The organism is Lancefieldella sp. (assembly GCF_057237245.1).
Map to the genome: position 1 here is coordinate 364,043 of NZ_DBHHJM010000001.1, position 17,213 is coordinate 381,255.

Annotated in this window: 17 protein-coding genes; 3 read left to right on the forward strand and 14 right to left on the reverse strand. The window is 53.9% G+C overall.

The window, feature by feature from the left end; genetic code table 11:
• Positions 1-303: 303 nt before the first annotated feature.
• Positions 304-2,301, forward strand: coding sequence for a penicillin binding protein PBP4B (gene pbp4b, locus ACO5GU_RS01735; protein WP_484929777.1), 1,998 nt, complete (start codon positions 304-306; stop codon positions 2,299-2,301).
• Positions 2,302-2,659: 358 nt separating this feature from the next.
• Here pbp4b and ACO5GU_RS01740 read toward each other — a convergent pair whose 3' ends face one another.
• The 10 genes from ACO5GU_RS01740 to ACO5GU_RS01785 all read right to left on the reverse strand — a co-directional run bounded on the left by ACO5GU_RS01740 (position 2,660) and on the right by ACO5GU_RS01785 (position 13,848).
• Positions 2,660-3,208, reverse strand: a complete 549-nt coding sequence (locus tag ACO5GU_RS01740) for an NADPH-dependent FMN reductase (protein WP_484929778.1) — start codon at positions 3,206-3,208, stop codon at positions 2,660-2,662.
• A gap of 100 nt (positions 3,209-3,308) precedes the next feature.
• A complete protein-coding gene (locus tag ACO5GU_RS01745; RefSeq protein ID WP_484929780.1) occupies positions 3,309-3,878 on the reverse strand; it encodes a GAF domain-containing protein in 570 nt (189 codons plus the stop codon).
• 2 nt (positions 3,879-3,880) lie between these two features.
• A complete protein-coding gene (locus ACO5GU_RS01750; protein ID WP_035427021.1) occupies positions 3,881-4,249 on the reverse strand; it encodes a VOC family protein in 369 nt (122 codons plus the stop codon).
• A 32-nt stretch (positions 4,250-4,281) separates the two neighbouring features.
• Positions 4,282-6,075, reverse strand: coding sequence for an oligoendopeptidase F (gene pepF, locus ACO5GU_RS01755; protein ID WP_484929782.1), 1,794 nt, complete (start codon positions 6,073-6,075; stop codon positions 4,282-4,284).
• A 153-nt stretch (positions 6,076-6,228) separates the two neighbouring features.
• Positions 6,229-7,977, reverse strand: coding sequence for an ABC transporter ATP-binding protein (locus tag ACO5GU_RS01760; RefSeq protein WP_484929784.1), 1,749 nt, complete (start codon positions 7,975-7,977; stop codon positions 6,229-6,231).
• Positions 7,974-9,941, reverse strand: a complete 1,968-nt coding sequence (locus ACO5GU_RS01765; RefSeq protein ID WP_484929786.1) for an ABC transporter ATP-binding protein — start codon at positions 9,939-9,941, stop codon at positions 7,974-7,976. Before ACO5GU_RS01765 ends, ACO5GU_RS01760 begins: the two co-directional genes overlap by 4 nt.
• 4 nt (positions 9,942-9,945) lie before the next feature.
• On the reverse strand, positions 9,946-10,923 hold the full coding sequence (locus tag ACO5GU_RS01770; RefSeq protein ID WP_278775270.1) for a helix-turn-helix domain-containing protein: 978 nt from the start codon (positions 10,921-10,923) through the stop codon (positions 9,946-9,948).
• Positions 10,924-10,934: 11 nt separating this feature from the next.
• The gene (locus ACO5GU_RS01775) at positions 10,935-12,293 is read right to left on the reverse strand and encodes an ABC transporter ATP-binding protein (RefSeq protein WP_484929788.1); all 1,359 of its coding nucleotides are present in this window, start codon (positions 12,291-12,293) and stop codon (positions 10,935-10,937) included.
• A gap of 122 nt (positions 12,294-12,415) precedes the next feature.
• Positions 12,416-13,105: an energy-coupling factor transporter transmembrane component T gene (locus ACO5GU_RS01780; protein ID WP_484929790.1), complete on the reverse strand. Its 690-nt coding sequence runs from the start codon at positions 13,103-13,105 to the stop codon at positions 12,416-12,418.
• On the reverse strand, positions 13,102-13,848 hold the full coding sequence (locus tag ACO5GU_RS01785) for an MptD family putative ECF transporter S component (RefSeq protein WP_484929792.1): 747 nt from the start codon (positions 13,846-13,848) through the stop codon (positions 13,102-13,104). The genes ACO5GU_RS01780 and ACO5GU_RS01785 overlap by 4 nt, the downstream gene beginning before the upstream one ends.
• A 609-nt stretch (positions 13,849-14,457) precedes the next feature.
• Between ACO5GU_RS01785 and ACO5GU_RS01790 the strand changes: the two genes are divergently transcribed.
• Together ACO5GU_RS01790 and ACO5GU_RS01795 are read left to right on the forward strand one after the other, a co-directional pair.
• Entirely contained in the window at positions 14,458-14,634 is a 177-nt protein-coding gene (locus ACO5GU_RS01790; RefSeq protein WP_484929794.1) for a hypothetical protein, read from the forward strand.
• On the forward strand, positions 14,612-15,160 hold the full coding sequence (locus ACO5GU_RS01795; protein ID WP_484893358.1) for a hypothetical protein: 549 nt from the start codon (positions 14,612-14,614) through the stop codon (positions 15,158-15,160). The genes ACO5GU_RS01790 and ACO5GU_RS01795 overlap by 23 nt, the downstream gene beginning before the upstream one ends.
• 92 nt (positions 15,161-15,252) lie before the next feature.
• On the opposite strand, the gene ACO5GU_RS01800 is transcribed toward ACO5GU_RS01795, so the two are convergent.
• From ACO5GU_RS01800 to ACO5GU_RS01815, 4 genes are all read right to left on the reverse strand, one after another.
• Positions 15,253-15,909, reverse strand: a complete 657-nt coding sequence (locus ACO5GU_RS01800) for a DUF1648 domain-containing protein (protein ID WP_484929796.1) — start codon at positions 15,907-15,909, stop codon at positions 15,253-15,255.
• A gap of 4 nt (positions 15,910-15,913) precedes the next feature.
• Positions 15,914-16,255, reverse strand: coding sequence for a GrpB family protein (locus ACO5GU_RS01805; protein WP_484929798.1), 342 nt, complete (start codon positions 16,253-16,255; stop codon positions 15,914-15,916).
• On the reverse strand, positions 16,252-16,563 hold the full coding sequence (locus ACO5GU_RS01810; protein WP_484893352.1) for a GrpB family protein: 312 nt from the start codon (positions 16,561-16,563) through the stop codon (positions 16,252-16,254). Before ACO5GU_RS01810 ends, ACO5GU_RS01805 begins: the two co-directional genes overlap by 4 nt.
• A gap of 73 nt (positions 16,564-16,636) precedes the next feature.
• A complete protein-coding gene (locus tag ACO5GU_RS01815; protein ID WP_484893350.1) occupies positions 16,637-16,915 on the reverse strand; it encodes a hypothetical protein in 279 nt (92 codons plus the stop codon).
• Positions 16,916-17,213 lie beyond the last annotated feature (298 nt).

Genomic DNA, 17,213 nt, shown 5'->3' on the forward strand with positions numbered 1-17,213 from the left:
TTGTCGTAAAAATCTTGCTTTATGTTAGGCACATTACTATCACTTCATAAAAACTTTTACTACCGAGTAGACATTTGACCACGTAAAACCTGATTAAAATATTTCATCTTTGCCTAAAAAATTCAAATTTAGATACCATTGACAGCTTTTTTGATACCACTCGCAGTACGTTAACGTACCCATTATTTCATCTTGGGCAAACTAGCTGCAATTTTGATGAAACGCACGTCATCATAAGCGCAAATTATCTCAGCCAATTGAGATAGCAGGTGTTTCACCTAAGGCAAAACCGAAGGAGACGATATGCGCACCAACGAAGATTTGCACCAGAATCAAAACGCTTACTCTGAGCACTCATCTAACGCAGGCTCCCCTGCTGGACAGACCAGAAGGCAATTTCTGAGCAGAAGTGCTCTTGGTCTAGCCGCTCTAGCAGGTCTTGGCCTCACCGCCTGCCAGACAAAGGGTGGCGCAACTGCTGCTAAGGGAACCGCAAAGAAAGTTGACTCTGTAGACGGAACCTTCCAGTACGAGAAGGTCTTCCCTGTTCTTAACGACAACGAGGCCTTTGACGACTCACTTGTTACCAACCAGCTCAACAGCTTTGTTTGCTTTGCTGGTCAGGGCACCGTCTATGTAAAGAGCTCCGAGCCTCAGAGCTTTGCATTCTTTGTAAACGGTCACCAGGTTCCAACCGACAAACTTGACGGCTCTTCCTGGAACCAGATTGACATCTCTGACGTAACCGTCAACGGCGATAACCGCCTGCAGGTCAGCACCGTTAAAGAGACCCAGGCAACCTTTGAGGTCAAGATTGGCTACCCAACGCTTATTGACGGCACCAAAGATTACGCCGACAACGACAACTTCAAGCTGATTGACCAGATTATCAACGCAGAGATTGCCAACGGCTTCACCTCTGCCCAGCTGGTTGTTACCAGGTACGGCAAGGTTATCAAGAAGACCAACTACGGTAACGTCAATTCTTACAACAAAGACGGCTCTCGCATCAAAGATGGCAAGGCTGTTGACGACAATACCCTCTACGACCTGGCTTCTAACACAAAGATGTATGCCACTAACCTGGCAATTGAGAAGCTGGTTACCGACGGTCAGCTGGACGTTTCCAAGAAGGTTCAGGAGTACATTCCAGACTTCAAGGACCAGGAGGGCGATAAGATCCTGGGCAAGAACGAGCTCACCGTTCGTGAAATCCTAGAGCACCAGGCTGGATTCCCACCAGATCCTCAGTACCACAACCGCAACTACAACCCAGAGAAGCCTGACGATCCACAGCCAAACGCAAACCAGAAGCTGTACTCTCAGAATCGCGACGAGATTCTGCAGAAGATTATCGAGACTCCTCTGCAGTACGTCCCAGGTACCAAGACTGCCTATTCCGACGTAGACTACATGCTCCTTGGTTTTATCATCGAGAAGATCACCAATAAGCGCCTTGACCAGTATGTTAAGGAAGCTCTCTATGAGCCACTGGGACTCAAGAACGTCACGTTCAACCCACTGGACAACGGCTTCAAGGCTGACGGAATCGCAGCTACCGAGCTTAACGGCAACACCCGCGACGGCCTGATTACCTTTGACAACATGCGTACCGATACTATTCAGGGTACGGTCCATGACGAGAAGGCCTACTACGCAATGGGTGGAATCTCTGGTCACGCTGGTCTATTTGCCAACGCTTCCGACCTGGCTGTTCTTGTCCAGACCGTTATGAACCGTGGTGGCTATGGCAACACCATGCTCTTCAGCGAGGACGTTCACGACCAGTTCATCAAGCCAAAGGACACCAACGTTACCTACGGTTTGGGCTGGAGGCGTAAGGGTCACATTGGCTACCAGTGGGCCTTCTCGCCAATTGCAAACGCTGAAACCGTTGGCCACACAGGCTGGACCGGCACGCTTACCGTCATTGACGTCTACAACAACACCAGCTTGGTGCTGCTCACCAATACCAAGAACTCGCCTGTCATCGACAACAAGGTCAACCCTAACGACTTTGTGGGCAACCACTTCCTGACCGGCGGCTACGGCGTTGTTTCTACGCTGGCATTTGATGGCCTTGACGACGCAAACGCCGAAGGCAACAACGCCAAGCTCATGGACATGGTCATTGCCAAGTACAAGCTCATTCAGGCCGAGGCAGATTATCAGACTGACCCCGATAAGGCTTCCCTGAAGGCACTGCTTGAGGTCTGCGACCAGAGGAAAGATTCCAAGGTTATCAAGGACTTCCAGGCAAGCGACCTGTACAAGACCATCTCGGAGTTTGTTGGTAAGTAAAGCTCGTGTAAACAAGCTGCGAAGCGGGAATAAACGCAGTACACGAACAAGGTACGATACACATCTTGTCTAGCAACGGCCCTCTCCTCCGTCTAGACACACCAAAGCCCGGATGCTATTGCGCGGCATCCGGGCTCTTTTTGTGCGTGCGCGCACGCTGGGCTTTCGAGTGCGCGGGTCGGGCGCGCCGCGAGCCTGAAAAGTGCAAAGAATCTGTATTTGAGCCACCGATTCTTTGTCAAAATCAGGCAAATCCACAGTTTCTTTAACGTTTTCAGGCAGAATTTACAGATTCTTTGCAGAAATCAGGCACGCTTTGCGGTCACGAGCTTGCAGGTGCGTTCGCCGGGCTCGCAACTTACAGTGCGGCGAGAAAATCCTCTGCTTGCTGAGCAATTACCTCGTGAACCTCGGGCTCTGGCTCCCAAGTTCCCTCAGTCCAAGCAGTAACAGGAAGCGAAAAGCCATTGAACGGCTCAACCGGCTTGGTGCGCAGAGCCAGGAACTGCTGCTTAACCACGGCGAGCGATCCTGCAGTTTTGTTTCGGCCACCAACGCCACTTGCAGTGACAACCTTGCCAGCAATGGCGGTCTCGGACTTCTTCTTATAATCGGAGGTGAGCGGACGGCTCAGCCAATCCAGGATATTCTTGACAGTGCCGGGAATACTGTAGTTGTACTCCGGGGTAAAGAGCCACACGCCGTCGGCGGCCATAACCGCATCCCTGACTTTTTGGACACCTTCAGGAGCTGGGAATTCTTCGTCCTGGTTGAGCAGAGGGACGTCCAAAACGTCAACGACCTCAATCTCCGCCTTGCCCTCCAGGGCCTTTGCTGCAACCTGACTCAGCGTCTTATTGAACGAATTCTTTCGGCCAGAACCGATGATAAATACAATTTTCTTCATAAGCAGACCTCTCCGTGAATGCTGTGTAAATAAAAATCATGCACGAGCAAATCTGCCCGTACATGATTTGTGTACCCAAATGATAACTCTGTAGTCGTAGTTAACAGAAGTCCGAGAAATTCGCACAGCTCTCAAGCACTTTTACCACCTGCTCAAGACCTGCGAGGTCTTCCTGGGTGAATCGAGCCACGCTCGGACTATCAATATCCAGCACGCCAACTACCTGGCCATCCTTGAAGATAGGAACAACCACCTCAGAGTTTGATGCAGAGTCGCACGCAATATGTCCTGGGAACTGATGCACGTCCTCTACCAGCTGGCTCGTCTTTGTTTCCGCAGCCGTACCACACACTCCCCGACCAAAGGGAATGCGCACGCAGGCAACTTTGCCCTGGAACGGTCCTAGGCGCAGCTCGGGAGTGCGCGGCTCGTGGGCGCTCGGGGCCGCGTCCGGTTCCACGCCCGAACCCGCGTCCAGCTCCGCATCCGGGGCTACGTCCGGCTCCGCTCCCGACACCGTCACAGAATCTACCAGGTAGAACCCCACCCAGTTGACGTCGTCGAGCGCGTCCCACAGAAGAGCTGCGGCGTTAGACAACACCGGTAGCCAGTGAGCGTCAACTTCGGCAAGCGAGACAGTCTGTTTTGCAAGTAAACCGTAGTCTGTCATGGTTACTTCTCTGGCAAAATCTCAATCCAGCAGCCATCAGGGTCTGCGATAAAGTAGAGGCCCATCTTTGGGTTCTCTTTAACGATACAGCCCATCTCCTCGTGAAGCGCGTGGAACGCATCAAAATCGTCAACGCGGAACGCAATGTGAGTGTCTTTTCCACCGTTATCGTAAGGGTCTACCCAACCGCGGTTCCAGGTGAGCTCTAGCTCAAATGGAGACCAATCGTTTACCAAAAACGTGTTGGTCCAAGAGCCGTCCTCTGGTCCTTTAACGCGGTCAACACGAAATCCCAGAGCCTTCTTGTAGAACTCAACGGTTTTCTCGTTATCCAAAACGTGGGTGCAGCGGTGAACAAATCGTGCCTGCATAAATCCTCCTTTGTTGTACGCCTAACTCGCGCTTAGTTGAGCTCCTGCTCAAGCTGATCGACAAGCTCGCCGAAGTACTTAAGCGCAGCGTTAACGGGGTCTGGAGTGGCCATGTCAACGCCAGCGCCGCGGAGCAGCTCGATTGGGGTCTTGGAGCAACCGCCGGACAGGTAGCCGATGTAGTCCTTGACCGCAGGCTCGCCCTCAGAAAGGATGCGCTGAGACAGGGCAATAGCTGCCGAGAAACCAATGCAGTACTGATAAACGTAGAAGTTGTAGTAGAAGTGAGGGATGCGCGACCACTCTAGCTTGATCTCTTCGTCCAGCTCAATGCCAGGTCCAAAGTACTCTGCGCAAAGCTTGCCGTAGCGCTCAGAGAGAACCTCGGCGTTCAGAGCAACGCCGTCAGCGTTCATCTGGCTGATGTCACGCTCAAACTCGGCAAACATGCACTGGCGATAGATGGTGCCGCGGAAACCCTCAAGGAAGTGGTTGAGGATGTACGCGTGACGGGCAGGATCGGTCTCGTGCACAAGCAGGTAATGCGAGAGCAGCGCCTCGTTGCAGGTGGATGCAACCTCTGCAACAAAGATGGAGTAGTCAGAGTAGGTAATCTCCTGGTTGTGGGACGAGAAATACGTGTGCAGGGAGTGGCCCATCTCGTGAATGAGGGTGTAGACGTCGTCAAGGCCGCCCTGGAAGTTGAGGAGCATAACGGGGTTCATGCCCTTACCACCTGCGGAATAAGCACCGGAGCGCTTACCTGGGGTTTCATACACGTCAACCCAACGGCTCTCCAGACCCTTCTTGACCAGACTGACGTACTCCTCGCCCATAGGTGCCAGCGCCTTAACAATAAGGTCGCAAGCCTCCTCGTAGGTGAACTTCATGTCAACATCGTCGACAAGAGGAGTGTAGACGTCCCAGAAGTGCAGCTCATCCAAGCCCATGACGCGCTTACGCAGGTCAACGTACTTGTAGAACGCTGGGAAATTCTGGTGAACAGCATCAATAAGGTTGTTGTAAACCTCAACAGGAATCTCATTCTCTGCAAGAGCAGCCTCAAGGGAACTTGCATACTTTCTAGATGACGAGAAGAACTGCAGGTTCTTAACTTGGCTGGTCAAAATTGCAGCGGAAGTGTTGCGGAACTCGCAAAAGCGGCTGTAGAGTTGCTTGAATGCAGACTCGCGCAGGACGCGGTCAGCATCCATCAGCAGAGGAACAAATGAACCGCTGGTCAGCTTATGGGTCTTACCCTCAGAATCAACTGCGTCATCGAAGGTAAGATCCGCGTCATCAAACATGGAGAAGATATTGGTTGGCTGAACAGCAAGCTCTTCAGCGCGTGCCAAAAGAGCCTCTTCCTCAGCAGAAAGGGTGTGCTCACGCTGGTTCAAGATCTTGTTGAGCTTACGACGATAAAACTCAAGAACTGGAACCTCTGCATAGAACTTCTCGACAGATTCTGCTGGAATAGCCAGAAGCTCTGCGGCAAACCAAGAAGTTGCCTCGCCAACCTGGGTATATGCGCTGGTAGCGTTTGCGACGTATGCCTGGTACTTAGCAACGCGGGTATCCTCGTCGCTCTTGCGCTCGGCGTAGTTGATAATCTTGTAGAGCAGAAGGTTCATCTGGTCCTCAAGCTGCAGAAACTCCAGAAGAGCCTGTGCGGAGGTGGAAATCTTGCCCTTAAACGCAAGCAGCTTTGGGCAGTAAGCCTTAAGCTCCTCGAGTCCAGCCTCAAATGCCTCATCACTAGGAAACATCGAGGACAGGTCCCACTTATATTTGCTGTCAATTTCTTCGCGAGACTCGTATGCCATGAGCCTTCCTTTCTTGACCGGTCAGTATGTGCTGTTATGTAGTGTCCCACATACACGTCAATTTCATGCTGATAACAAGAAAAAATGAACCCATTTGATACAAATCGTCAAACGGACGTGTTGCAATGCCTGAACTTCCCTGACGGCCTGCAACTATCCTATCTTCCACCCTTCCGCCTCGGCACGTGCCTCAACGAAGCGCCGGTACACACCTTCTTGCGCGAGAAGCTCCTCATGGGTCCCCCTCTGGACGACGGTACCATCCTCTACCACAAGGATCTGGTCGGCATGTACGATAGTCGCAAGCCTGTGTGCTATGACCACCACGGTCTTCTCGCGCGTAAGTTCCGTAAGTGCCTGTTGGATAAGCTGTTCGTTCTCCGGATCGATCGAAGCCGTCGCCTCGTCAAGCACCACGATAGGGGCATCCTTGAGCAACGCCCGAGCAATCGAGATGCGCTGGCGCTCTCCCCCGGAAAGGCTTGCGCCTCCCTCGCCCACAATCGTGTCATAACCGTTGGGCAGGGCGCTAATAAAATCGTGACACCGTGCGCGTTTGGCAGCTTCGACCACCTGCTCATGCGTTGCGCCGGCAGTCCCAAACGCAATGTTGGCCTCCAGAGTGTCATTGAACAGGTAGACATCTTGGAACACCATCGAGAAATTCCTCAACAGGCTGTCCACCGTGAATTCACGGACGTCGTGGCCGCCGACACGCACCGCCCCGCTATCGACGTCGTAGAAGCGCGCCATAAGGCTGGATATCGTGGTCTTCCCTGAACCGCTTGGACCCACGATGGCGCAGGTCGTCCCCTGGGGTATGTCAAACGTGACGTCGTGGAGGACCTCTCGCTCCCCGTAGGAAAAGCAGACCTTGTCGAATCCGATGCCGTATGAGTCCAGTTTGACATCGCTGCCGTCGGCATCGATAAACTCGGCATCCTCAATGGCTTCGATGCGGTCAAGGGAATCACTGAGGTCGGCAAATATGTGGGCGGAGTCGGTCAGGCGCTCAATGGAGCCAAAGATTGTTGCCGAGAAGAGCGCGATACCGAAAAACTCCCACAACTGGAGACTCCCTGCGACAAGCGCAGAGACCGCCGCAACGACAAGGGTGACGGACGCCACCTCAAGTATGAGCTTATGGGTGACGTTAGGGGGCGTGTACCCAAGCTCGATGTCAATGCGAGCACGGCGAAGATCGTCAACCGAGGATGTATAAGGTCGCAGTACAGACCTATTCGTCCCGTATGATTTTGCCGTCCCAAGGCCACGGTACAGTTCGACGACTGCACCAGACAGGCGCTCTGTCGCCGTCTTGGCAGCAGGTGTGAGACGGGCTGCGGCCCGGTTCACGGCAATCAGGGTAAATGAGACCAGAAGAATCGCAAAGAGCGAGATCGCCCCACAAAGAGGGCTCGCCCTAAAAAGCCAGAGCGTGATGATGGCGGCCGAGACATACCCTTCCAGAGCCCCGTCGATCCGCCGTACTCCCTCAAGTTCGAGCATGTTGAGGTTGGTGGTGACGCCGGTAAGGATGTCGCCGATCTTCATCTGCTGGAAATACCCGAGGGGCACACGCTTGAGCACATCGCCGACGGCGAGGCGCTCGTCCGCCGCAGTCTCGTAGCCGACACTCTCTTGAATATGGGATTTGATCACGGTAAATATGAACCTGATGACAACACAGGCCGCTATGGCGAGAAGAGAGACCCATATGAGCTGGGAGTCTATGGGCGCCTCCCCGCGTGCGTCTGCGACAAGGCTGCCAAGGACCCAAGCCGCTATGAACGTCGGTGAGGCGGTGGCAACGGCAATGACGACAGAAAGTAGAAAGCCTGCATAGACACGGCCTTTTCGACTGCCGACCCATGCCATGATACGTTTGAACGACCTGATCATCGTACGTCACCTTCCCTCTGGGACTCCCCGTGGGATTCCCCGTGAGATCTTCCATAAAGCTCCTCAGGAGATCCCCCGCTGGATTCCCCGTGAGATCCAGCCGCCCATGTACCGGCACCGATATGGGCACTCCACATCCGTGCATAGAGGGGGCACCTCTCGAGAAGTTCTTCATGGGTCCCCTGCGCAACGATGCGCCCATCATCAACTACACAGATGTTGTCCGCCGAGACGATCGTCGACAGGCGGTGTGCAATGACAATGAGCGTCTTTCCTTCCGCGAGACGGGCGACAGAACGCTGGATGTGTGCCTCGTTCTCGGGGTCTGCAAAGGCCGTGGCCTCGTCGAACACCACAACGGGTGCGTCCTTCAAGATTGCACGGGCGATGCAAATGCGTTGACGCTCCCCGCCGGAAAGTGCGTGACCCGCCTCTCCCGCAGGCGTATCCCAACCGTAAGGCAGGCGGTTGACGAACTCGTCGCAGCTTGCCGCGGCCGCCGCCGCGCCCACCTCATCGTCAGAAGCACCGGGCTTACCTAAGGCAACGTTCTCGCGCAAGGTCCCGTCAAGCAGGAAGTCGTCTTGAGACACGTAACTCACCAGCGAGGAGAGCTGGAAGAGAGGCATGTCCCTCACATCTGTGCCACCGATGGAGACGCCGCCCTCCCCGACATCCCAATGGCGGGCGATAAGCCGTGCCATCGTGGACTTGCCTGAACCGCTGGGGCCGACAAGTGCCGTAAACGTCCCGGCTGGCGCATCGAAGGAGATATCGTGGAGTACCTCGGTCTTCCCGTCGTAGGAGAAACGGACGTGGGAGAGGCGCACGCCATACCCATGTACCACAGCGGCTTCGGTGGGTTGGGAGAGCTCGGGGAGCTTGAGAAAGGCCTGTGCATCGGCAATGACATACGACATGAGGTTCATCTCATTGAAACTCGTCCCCAAATAGGTGACGGGTATCACGATCGCCATCGCGAGGACACATGCAAGTGCAAACTGCGCCACAGTAAGGGACCCTCCCAGATAAAGCGCGATACCCATAGGCACCACACCTAAAAGCGTCGTCGGCAGGAGCGAGAGGGCAAGCCCCATCGACACCCTCGATGTCCTCATCCATGCCACCGTATAATCGCAAAAGCCCCGAACGGCCTGTGCAAACTTCTCGTAGGAACTTGTAGCTTGGTTGAATGCCTTGACCACACGGATGCCCTCGATATATTCGACCACAACGGAGTTGACGTGATCCTGCTCGGCCATATAGCCGCCGTACATCTTGTAATAGCTCTGCATGCCAAGGGCCATCACCAGAAGGGTGATTGGCACGATGGCAACGGCCGCCAGTGCAAGGCGCCAGTCGATAAGGACAAGCCAGACGGCAATGGCGACGGCCAAAAGCATGTTGGCGGAGAGCTCCGGGACCATATGCGCAAGGGGAACTTCGATCTGCTCGATACGGTCGACGATGACGTCCTTGAGTTCACCGACAGAGGTCGCCTGTGCCGTTCCCAGCGAGGCACCCATGAGTCTCTCTGCAATATCATCGCGTAACCCAGCCAGGATTGTATAGGCGCCGATATGCGAGTTCATAGTGGAGACGGCAAAGAGGAGCTGTTTGGCTAGATATCCTATGCCTGCAAGCGCAGCCCATCCAAACACGGCATCCCATGCAAATGTGCCCCCGACACTCACGACGACAAGATCGATGATCCGATAGACGGCATAAAACGGGACGAGGCCCGAGAAGACACTTATGACCGATGCGGCCTCCGCGACTATCATGCGTCCCCGACAGCGCGATACATAGGAGAGCAAAGTCTTAAGCCAACCGGACGTATCTTTGTGCGTATGGTCGACAGACCTCGGGTTACCGCCTGTCTGGCCCTTTTGGCCCATCCGGCCCTTCTCGCCCGTCTGGCCGATTTGGCCCTTCTCATCTACCTGGGTTTTCTTGTCTGCCATAACCTCACCCTCTCTTTCCCTCATGGAGCCTATAGGCTGTTGGTGTCAGCCCCATGGACTCCTTGAATGCCGACGCAAACTTGGACGGACTGTCATACCCGACTATGCCGGCAATGTCTGCAATGGGGAGGTCTCCCGAAAGGAGCAGTTCGGAAGCCCTCTCCATCCGGCATGACTTAAGATAGCCATACGGCGGCATACCATAGACCCCCTTGAAGCAATCCTTGAACCCGGTCAGGGAGAGCCCCACTTCCTGCGCTAGTTCACGTACGGTATGCGCAACCGAAAGGTCGGCGATCATGATGTCGCGCGCCCTCTTGACCTTCTCGACCCGGACGCTCTCAAAATAGTCGATGTGCTGGGAACCCTCGCTATAGTCGACATCTGCAAGGAGCAGGAGCAGCTCGAGGGCCTTAATCTGGGCATAAGGCCTGAGAAACGCAGGTTTGGTCCCATAGAGGCTTGCGAGGAGCCTCTCGGCAGGCTGGAAATCGTGCAGCACGTAAGGAGGATGCTTCCGACAGAACTTCTCGCGAAGCATACGGGGACTCCCCGGGAACCCGTCAAGCAAGCGCGGAAGAGAATCCTCACAGATCTCTATATCAAAGTTGAAAGTAACTCCACGGTAGTGCTCGGTCGGGAAGACATAGATGCCGGCATGGTTCGCGAAGTCGGAGATCTTAAGGTCGCCCGTCGAGATATATGAGAATACGCCGCCCGGCATCCTCTGCTCAATGCGTCCCGCAGAGCAATGATTGATGCCCAGATAACGGCCTTCCGGAGCTGCAAAGTCCGTGGTGCACCCCGCCATATCGAAATCGTTGTACGTAAAGTAGACCCCAGGGAGAACGCTTGTGAACAGCATCCTGCCCTCTCCAGTCTCATTTCTGACATCGACAACCTGCCAGCCGTCCTCAGTTGAGACGGAGATGTCGGCATCGTGCTCAACACCGCGTAAAAACCGCTTCATATCGTCCGACATGATGCCTCGCTTTACGAATTCGATTCTTGCTCGAGGCTGTATACGCGATCGCAGGTCCGCACCAAGAACTCGACATCATGCGTGGTCACGATGACGCAGGCTCCTTGGGCGGCGATTCCTTTGATCAGCACACCTGCCTCGATCATGTGCCTAAGATCCAGGCCGCTTGTCGGCTCGTCGAGCAAGACGACGGGTCGACCGGCAAGTATGGCATCTGCCATGGCAAGCCGCTGCCTCTGCCCTCCCGAAAGCGACATGGGATGTCTGTCGGAGAGGGCGAGAAGGTCGAGGGCCCCCAAAACCTCCCCGATCTTCCCCGCATCGGGACACGACAGCTCGCAATCTCCCCACACGCTGTCGCTAAAGAGCTGGTGGTTGACGTCTTGCATGACCATCGAACAGACCTTGCGCCTTTGACGGCGGGGCACTTCGGCGGCATCTAAAAAGAACCCCCCGCCCGTCCTGCGCTCAAGGCCCGCCAAGCCCCGCAGGAGCGTTGACTTGCCAGAACCGTTAGCACCGACAAGACCTACAATCTCACCAGGACAGATATCGAGGTTAAGGGGGCTGAATACAGGCTCGCCATGACGGAGGACCGTGAAGTTGCGGAGGGACACCCCGCGCTTTTTAGGCGCGGCGGAAAAACTGACCGGCCGCTCAACGGAAAAGGCTGGGAGGGAGGCCGGATCGACAATCCTGAGACCAAGCGAGGCGCGCTCTTTCTCCGAGAGCCCCATGAGCTCTCTAGAAGACATACTCCGCTTTATGCGGCCATCCTCAAGAAGCACGGCCCTGTCGATGATGCCGTGCAAGAACGCCAGGCGATGCTCGGCGACGATGACGGTCTTCCCCAATGCGACCACGCCGGCAATCTGACGCCGGAGCACGTTGATGGCGGCAGCATCGAGGTTGGCGGTCGGCTCGTCGAGTACATAGACATCTGGGTCCGCCACGGCAACCGATGCAAAGGCCAATGCCTGTTTCTCTCCCCCACTCATCTTTGAGACATCCCTGTGAAGGAGCCTTTGAATGCCCATCTCCGAGACCACCTCTGAACGACGCCTCTCAATGCGCCCCACATCGACGCCGGCATTCTCAAGACCGAAGACAAGCTCGTCGTCCGAAGTCAAGTGATAGAACTGCGATTTGGGGTTTTGAAATACCGACCCCACACGTTTTGCGAGTTCATACGTCTCACAGGTTCCGGGCACAAGGCCACAGACCCTCACCGCCCCAACGAGCCCTATCCCCAACTCAAAGGACGGAATGAGCCCGTTGATGCATTTTATCAGTGTCGTCTTGCCCATACCCGAAGGCCCGCACAGAAGCACGCATTCTCCCTGGCGGACGTCAAGGGAGACATCATCCAAGATCTTCTCGCCTTGCGGGATGCATCGTACAGTACCTTGCGCCGTGGTTTGCGGCATATCCTGAGGCGTGGCTTGCGGCTCGCCTTGAGCCATGCAAGTCACACGGTCCATCTCAATGATGTTCATCGTGCGCCTCCGAAAAGTGTGTATAGACAGACCGCAAGCCCTACGGTAAGCACAGCCCAATCCGCAATCCCCATATGCAATCGCTCGGTATCGGCACGTGGGGCGGGATTCTCAATGCCGCGGCAGACTGCCGCACGAGAGAGCTCGTCCGCCGTAGTCGTCGCCGACATCATGAGCGGCACCACAAATGCCTCTGCCTTCTCAGACAGAGGAACATCCCTGAGACGCATGGCGTCACGGATATGGCTTGCCTCCTGTCGAAACGTGGGAAGATAGCGAAGCCCCGTCGCAAAGGGAACCAACACGGCTTCGGGAACGGAAAGCCTTCTCATCGCCGCAACTATACGATGGACGGAATTCTCCCTCGCAAGCAGCGAAGCCGCCATGACCGCCGCAAACGTCCTTCTCCAGAGAGTGAAACAGAAGGCGAACATGCCGAGAAATGCCGCGGCCTCAAAGGCAAACGCATAGTCGAGCAGCCAGATTACGGCAGCAAAACCCGCAAGATAGCCGACGGCCATCCAAGGATGCCCACAGAGCGCCTGCAACAGTGCCAGCCAAACCACAGTAGCGACCTCAAGCCAAAATGGCTTGGGAACAAACGCGACGAGCGTCGTCGTGATGACAAGCCCCATCTGGGTCCGAGGATCGAGAGCAAGAAGCCCTTCTCCCCTCCGCTTCATCATGCAAGACCTGCTTTGAGAAAATGCTTCTTGAAAAGGGCCCTGGTGAGGAATACCCCGATGACTGCGCCAACAAGGGTGAAACCAATGCACAGCACCATGAAGGGCGGAGCGGCCACCGCCTCGCATGCCGCGACATATTCTGCCTGCATACCCATGCCGCTGATCTTGACCATGAACTGGTCGTGGAAGAGCCACATCGGCAGAGGCGATGACATCCATCCAAGCGAGAAAAACATGAAGGCCACGGCATTGCCCCACCAACTCCTGTATCCGGTGGCCCAACGGATGGCTTCTGCAACAAGTGCGCCACCGAAGAACAGGCCGAACGCCAGGATGAAATAGCCCATCATGGCACAGAAGATCGCCATGACCGTACCCATGATGAGAATGGCTCCCGGCTTCTGTACGCGGGCGCAAAGCAGCATAAACGGAATGCTGCCGAGAATCGCCGCGAGGCCGGGGAAGAGCACCCAGATGAATGGTGAGATACCCGAAATGAACATCGGAATCATCGTGAGGATGAAGTACAGGGCGAAGAAGATGCCCGTGGTGATGAGGTCGCGGCCCTTGAGCATCTTTCCGGTGTTTCGATCGACGTTTTGCTTGGCGTCGTATCCGGCGCTGCCTTGGGTGGCTGTGGTGCTCTGGGCAGACGGGGTACTTTGGGGGCGCGTGGTGCTCTGGGTGGCTGCAGTGCTCTGGGCGGCCGCAGTGTCCACGTTACCGTTAGGAGTGTGAGACATGGAGCTATCCTTTCCGAACACGTCAACTCACGTGTTCTTTACGACATGAACCTGTAGCAGAATCTATAGCAGGGTCTATAGTCCCTATAGCTCTATAGCCCTGATGTTAGATACAACTAACTTCACTCCATGCTAAAACAAATCCTGAGCCTTAGATGCTCTATTCGGCCATAATTGTTCCATTTGGCCATCAATGTTTCGTCGGATACTCGTGGCGGAAGTCACTATTTGCTCTCAAAGGTTGCTAGAAGGTGGCGGCTACCCAAGACTGCTAAAGAATCACGACCATTAGGTATCCGCCGCTAGGAAATGCCGACCATTAGGTAGATTTGGCCCTTTTCGAGGCACTTCTCGCCGTGAAAATACCTAATGGTCGCGGTATTTTAGCGGATTTCGGAAAACCTTTGGCGAGAAGGGCACAAATCTGAACTTGACCTTGAACGGCACTGTCAATACAACCGCCAGGATACCTCCGGCTCTATTCTTTGTATATTCTCGCGAGAAGTACAATGGGTGCATATCTGCTCGTTGAATGCCCCTATATAGAAGTGCTTTACAGACGGCAGTGACACAGATACCCTTTACTCTACGTTTTTATATTGGAGGCGCATGGTTAAGCTAAAGACAATAAGTAAATTTCTCAAGGGTAATAAACTGGCCATTCAACTTGTCGGTGTTGCGGCGGAAATAATTGCTGCCTCAAAAACGCTGGAAGTCGTCCTTAACCCAGAGATAGAAAAGCTCCTGAAAAAACTCTCTCAAAGTGGCTTTTTCAGCACTTTCTAAGAATGGCTCAGAACAAGCGGCGGATGGAACTTCCCCAGTCTCGTCAGATGCTTCTGATACGGCTTCTACACCAATAAAAAAGCTCTTTCCCAACTCCCCCAAAGACACTTTTGACGAGGGAATGATCCATAGGGCTATTAAGGAGGTTCAGCAAAGCCTCTTGTTGCATGCAGATTCCCAAGTCAGCGCCATAGACTCCTTGAAGCGCCGAGAAGCCGACAAGAAGCAGGAGGTGTCTGACTCTGACACTTACCCATCTCCCGGCTGCTTCGTCGTCGCGACATACGCAAAATTCGACTTTGACAAGGACCTGACCGACTATCTTGGTATCTACATCGGAAAAACCGTAAACATCGGAGACGGTATTGAAGGAGCGCTCTCAAAACAGGGAAACCCTGATCTCTACGCGGATATGAAGTACAGGCAAAACGTCCAGATCTATCTGTTTACCTGCCGAGAAAAGGAGTTGGACACCAAGTACGACTTACTTCTTGAAGCCCTCCAGTCGGATAGGTCGTACAACTAGCCGGTATTGCTGCCCGTCTTCGGACTTCTCTTTGAACCCCTTCTTCGAACCTGTCTTCGGACTGCTCTTCGGCCCCTTAGACACACCCCTCGTCACACTTTCTGATTGCGGTAAGAAGAGACTGAGATGAGCACCGCAGGTACAATAATCATTGCAAACATCAGCAGCAAGGCAGCATATCCTCTCAGAAGACCGGTCCCGCAGAACAGAAGGATCACCACCCCCGCTGAGATAAGGAGGCCTTTGGCGTATTTACCGCTGAATCGTCTCGGTGCCCTAGAAGACATGCTCATAGGAGTTGCAGGGAAAACGATTCCCAAGAGGATGCAGACCAGACCGTCTATCACGTAGAACAATGTTGCGCCATCGAACTTGGACGCCACAGATCCTTCCGACTGTAGAGACAGATAGATATGCACAAGAGAAAGAGCGGAAAACGTAAACAAGGTAACCATCAAAGAGGCAATCCCATATTTTCTTTCTTTATCGTTTGAGTCCTCTGCATTTCGCCTTACCGAGAAAAAGGTCAGTAAGAGGCCAATTGCCAGACAGATCACCGGAAGGATGAGAAGCTCCCATTTCTGCCCCCACCGGTCAACAGAATCCCCAAACCAATGGGCGGGTATCGATTGGGGAATCAAATTCCACAAGACAAGCAGAACAACCGCAGGCAGTATCCCAAGAAAAACCGCCAGCAAACTCATGGCCTTATCGAAATACCCTTTATCGCCCTTCATCAGCTTTGCCATCTCCTCATGCCAAAAACTGTCTGGACGGACCTTTACACGCTGTCACTCGGGAAGACAAAGGCGGTCTTGAGTCCCCTCCCCTTATCACATTATATCTGTCGCCATAGGAAAGATGCGAAAGATTGGTGCAGCGCTTGATGAAGTCGCCCTTCGCATCCGTGTAGGCATCCCTGTTGTACTCAAACTTCTTCCAAAGTGAGAGTTTCAGACGCTGGTACTTCTCGGCATCTTCAGGATGGTCGCGCAGGTAATCGCGGAAATAGAGCTCATCGTTATCCCCGGTAAGACGCAGATGAAGGTGGAAGACCCTATCGGCAAATCCCTCTTCGGTATAACCTTTGTTCAATGAAGCCCGATCGCATCATTGCTCATGAGAAGCCAGCCGTTATCCATAAGCTCCTTCCGTGCGGCATCTAACGTAGCCGTATCTGCAACCTCAACTAAGATATCAACGATATCTTTTGCCCAGATACCAGGAATTGAGGTGCTGCCGATATGCGAGATTCTTTTCACCTTTTTGCCAAGCAGAAGCGTCTCAAGATTTTGTCTCTCGTCGCGATACCAGACATCCCACTCATCCTTGTGTTCCACGAGGAAGATAGGAAACAGGTGCCATAACTCTTCCAAGCTCATTTCTTCAAGCTTTTTTGGCACGTCCCTTCCCTCCCTGTCATAAAAGTTCCTTGTGACAATCGTGATAAAAATGCTCCGACTGTACCTTACTGCCCTATTTACCCCAATAGCCTGTATGAAAGGCTGTCGCTTCTTCAATCAGTTCTGGAAATGGCCCTATGACCTCAATGTCCTTTTGACTTGAGGCAAAGATGCTCCGAGCGGGCGTATCCATAGTGGGGTTTTGCTCACTGCTTCCCGTCATGGCAAGAAGGTCACGCTCTGTCATGGCAAAGACCACACGACCGATGTTTGCCCTGCGGAGAAATGCCACGTCCTCTTCATGGGTAAAGTGAGCCCTGCGAGGAGTCTCCCAAGACGGTTCCTTATCCATACATGTCTCCCCCTCGAAAGGACGACCAAACCCAATACCGTATATCTTGTCGCCCCTATATCTCAATGCCTCATACCTCATGCCATGAAGTTCTGATGCCACGCTTTCCGATGGCATCCCGATGGCATCCCTATACGCCAGTCTACACTAGTCAATTTGCGAAATATCTTGTTCATGTAATGGAACGTTTCCCTCTTTTCGCGCATATTAAAGGTAAGGGGAGGCGATTATCATCGAGACTCGAAAGCAAGGCGGAGGCAATAGGGCAAGAAAGGACGGCCACACCATCGACAGTCTT

Coding starts and splice junctions, on each gene's coding strand:
- ACO5GU_RS01750 (WP_035427021.1), bottom strand. CDS start 4,249: ATGCAGGCACGATTTGTTCACCGCTGCACCCACGTTTTGGATAACGAG.
- ACO5GU_RS01765 (WP_484929786.1), bottom strand. CDS start 9,941: ATGGCAGACAAGAAAACCCAGGTAGATGAGAAGGGCCAAATCGGCCAG.
- ACO5GU_RS01780 (WP_484929790.1), bottom strand. CDS start 13,105: ATGATGAAGCGGAGGGGAGAAGGGCTTCTTGCTCTCGATCCTCGGACC.
- ACO5GU_RS01790 (WP_484929794.1), top strand. CDS start 14,458: ATGGTTAAGCTAAAGACAATAAGTAAATTTCTCAAGGGTAATAAACTG.
- ACO5GU_RS01815 (WP_484893350.1), bottom strand. CDS start 16,915: ATGGATAAGGAACCGTCTTGGGAGACTCCTCGCAGGGCTCACTTTACC.
- ACO5GU_RS01760 (WP_484929784.1), bottom strand. CDS start 7,977: ATGATCAGGTCGTTCAAACGTATCATGGCATGGGTCGGCAGTCGAAAA.
- ACO5GU_RS01770 (WP_278775270.1), bottom strand. CDS start 10,923: ATGTCGGACGATATGAAGCGGTTTTTACGCGGTGTTGAGCACGATGCC.
- ACO5GU_RS01800 (WP_484929796.1), bottom strand. CDS start 15,909: ATGGCAAAGCTGATGAAGGGCGATAAAGGGTATTTCGATAAGGCCATG.
- ACO5GU_RS01785 (WP_484929792.1), bottom strand. CDS start 13,848: ATGTCTCACACTCCTAACGGTAACGTGGACACTGCGGCCGCCCAGAGC.
- pbp4b (WP_484929777.1), top strand. CDS start 304: ATGCGCACCAACGAAGATTTGCACCAGAATCAAAACGCTTACTCTGAG.
- ACO5GU_RS01745 (WP_484929780.1), bottom strand. CDS start 3,878: ATGACAGACTACGGTTTACTTGCAAAACAGACTGTCTCGCTTGCCGAA.
- pepF (WP_484929782.1), bottom strand. CDS start 6,075: ATGGCATACGAGTCTCGCGAAGAAATTGACAGCAAATATAAGTGGGAC.
- ACO5GU_RS01740 (WP_484929778.1), bottom strand. CDS start 3,208: ATGAAGAAAATTGTATTTATCATCGGTTCTGGCCGAAAGAATTCGTTC.